General features: G+C 58.2%; 1 protein-coding gene. It reads right to left on the bottom strand.

What is annotated here, in order from left to right:
• Nucleotides 1-337: 337 nt before the first annotated feature.
• Nucleotides 338-1,819 carry a hypothetical protein gene (locus tag LOC70_RS12770; RefSeq protein ID WP_230253971.1) on the bottom strand — a complete coding sequence of 494 codons (1,482 nt, stop codon included), beginning with the start codon at nt 1,817-1,819 and terminating at the stop codon, nt 338-340.
• Nucleotides 1,820-2,912 lie beyond the last annotated feature (1,093 nt).

The following is a 2,912-nucleotide window of genomic DNA, read 5'->3' as shown; positions in this document are numbered from 1 at the left end:
TCCGCAGCATGACACATAGAGCCGGAACGACCAGTAGGTCATGTCTCACATGACGACCCGACCGATGCTTTGGAACAAAGCGAGGTCTCCAGCAACGATCGCCTTGCAAACGGACGTCGGCAGCCCTTGCCAGCACCTCGCGCCAGCAATGATTGGCGTGGAAATGAAGAGGATGTAGAGCGCGATGTCCGGTGGAACCGGACCTACGGTTGAATACATGTGGTAAGCGTCGGCCAGGAGTGGCCAACCTGCGCTACGGTGCGGACCGACGCAGCGATCCGCGACAATCTCTGCCTTCACCACTGCCTCCCTGTGGCCCTGCGCCCCTTTCCACTCCCTACGGCTGCAGGATCTCGTTGTTGCGTTGCACGCGTTCTTGTTGCTCGGTGAAGATCTGCGGCAAGCTGTTCGGCAGCGACCTTGGTGCCAGAGACTTCTCCGGCTGGAAATCGCGACCGCGGACGGCTGACCCCAGCGGCGTGGTCAACGAATCGTCGATCGTCTTCAGGTAAGCCTGCAACTTCCAAGCGGGAATGATGGTCACACCGTACTCGGTCGCTTCCGCCTTGGCTTTGCCGACCGCAGCGATCTCGCTGGCGTTCCCGGCTTGGTCGTCCAAGCTTTCCGCTTCGCCGACCACCAAGAATCGCACGCTGCTGTCCAGCTTGCCTTCGCGGCTGCCATCCGTTCGCAGGATCGCAGCGACTTCCGCACCCGCCGCACGCACCATGCTGGCGATTTCGGTGGTGTCAGGACGGCTGTCGTCATCGATGTCGATGTTGTCCATCAACGCGATCTTCACACGTCGGCCCGGTGCCCAGAACGGCGAGTAGATTTGATCGCCCGGGATGATCGGGTAACGGATTTCGGGGAAGGCCACCACGCGAGCTTCCGCACGGTGATCGCCCAGCAATTTGGTGACTTGGATCGTCGCTTTGATCTTCGCGTCTTGCAAACGAGTTTCGTCCGCATCGATCACGCCGAAGGTGACCCCCGGAGTCAACTCGTCCGCCGAGCCCAGGTTGATCGTCACCACATTGCCATCGCGGTAAACGTAACTGATCAATCCCTGCGTGCTCTCGAAATTGGTGCTTCGCAGTTGCACCAGCTCCTGGCGTTGATTCTCGATCGTGCCGGTCAAACGAGTCTTCAAGTTTTCCAGCTCGTTGATTTCGGCGGTGACTTTGTTTCGGTACTGGGTGAACTCCGCGATCTTTTTCTGCAAGCTGTCGCTGGTGCGTTCGGTCGTCAACTTCATCTGCTGACGATCTTCGGCGAACTTCGACTGTTCGGCCTCGAGTTTTTTGTTCGCGTCATCACGCCCTTGCTCAGCGACTTCTTGAGCCTTGCGTGCCACTTCCACATCGCTGTCGGCTTGCGAACGAATCTGTGTTGCTTCGTCGCGAGCCTGGCCGTACTGCACGTTGCGATTGCGAATCGCGTTGACCAAGAACTCAGGCAAAGCGGGATAGTTACGGTTTTGGGGATCCACTTCGGGACCGAAATAGGCCATGTCGCGAGCAAAGTTTTGCTCAATCACTTCCATGTCCGGATCGCCGCCCGTGCTCGATGTCAACTGATCGAACTGGGCCTGCGACAAGCCACCGACGCCCAACATCGCTTTCATCAGCGTTGCTTGGCTCTGCATGGTTTGCAGTTCATTGCCGCGGGATTGCAAGCTCTCGTTTGCTCGGGACGCCGTGTCCGCTTGCGTGCTTCCCCAGCTCCACAAGAAGAAATTGAGCGCCAAAGAGAGCACCAAGAAAATCAGGCAGGCAATCAAGCTGCCTCGAATCACTGAATCGTCGCGTGCGGCCATGGGGGCGTTGAAGATAAGGAGGAGAGGGAGTCCGTGCGTGGGCAACCGGTGGTCCATGCGTTCACAAAGGAACCGCGTGGCGGTGCCAACACTGGCGTTCGGTCCAAGGGGAGATCGCAAATCGTCTCGGAAGAGTCTACGAATCCACGCCGACCATCCGTTCGCGACGACGGACCGTATGCCTGCGAATTGCGATTGTATTCAGAGAATCCCGACATCGCACGTTTTTGGCACAGATTTCACCGCGAAACTGCTCCGGCCCCCATGCCGAATCGCCCGCCTGAACCGATTCTGCGGCTCACCCCCCGGAAGAGAGCGGTGGAGAAGGAAAAAGTGGACAGGACCCCAGGGAGGCAGTGGGCGGTGCGGAGGACTGAGAGACGAGAGCAAAGAAAGTCGCGGATCGCTCCGCGGTCCAGCGTTCCACCCCAAACCGCTAACCGACGCTCCACCCCCAACCAACCCAACCGTCGCAGAGCGTTCCCTCCGGTGATCACGCACGACAGCCAGGCTGGCTGTTCCACGACGCACGAGCCAAACCACGAGTCGAGTCGCTCGCGTTCCCTTCGCCATGTGAGACATGGCCTACCGATCGCAAGATCAACCTCAGCAAAGAGCATTGACCATACTTGACCGATCACCCCACGCAGGACCGCGGAGCGATCCGCGACAATCTCTGCCTTCACCACTGCCTCCCTGTAGCCCTGCGTCCTTTTCCACTCTACGGGTCAAGGCCGCAATGATCGATCGGGTCGCAACGTCTCTCGGCGGAACAATGGGGGACCCTTGTTCGACTCTCGGTAGGTCATGTCTCACATGACGACTCGACCGATGCTTTGGAACAAAGCGAGGTCTCCAGCAACGATCGCCTCCCATACGGACATCGACACTTGATGCCAGCAAGTCGCTACAGCAATGATTGGCTTGGAAATGAAGAGGAGGTACAGCGTGGTGTCCGGTAGAACCGGACCTACGGTTGAGTGCAGGCGGTAGTAGTTGCTCTATCTCTAATTGTCATGCTTTTTGTATGCTCTCGGCATCTCGTACAGGAGGATCAGAGATGCCAGGTACATCAAGGAAGTATGTCGTAGAA

Source organism: Rhodopirellula halodulae (genome assembly GCF_020966775.1).
Taxonomy (GTDB): domain Bacteria; phylum Planctomycetota; class Planctomycetia; order Pirellulales; family Pirellulaceae; genus Rhodopirellula; species Rhodopirellula halodulae.
This window is presented reverse-complemented; position numbering and strand designations above follow the sequence as displayed.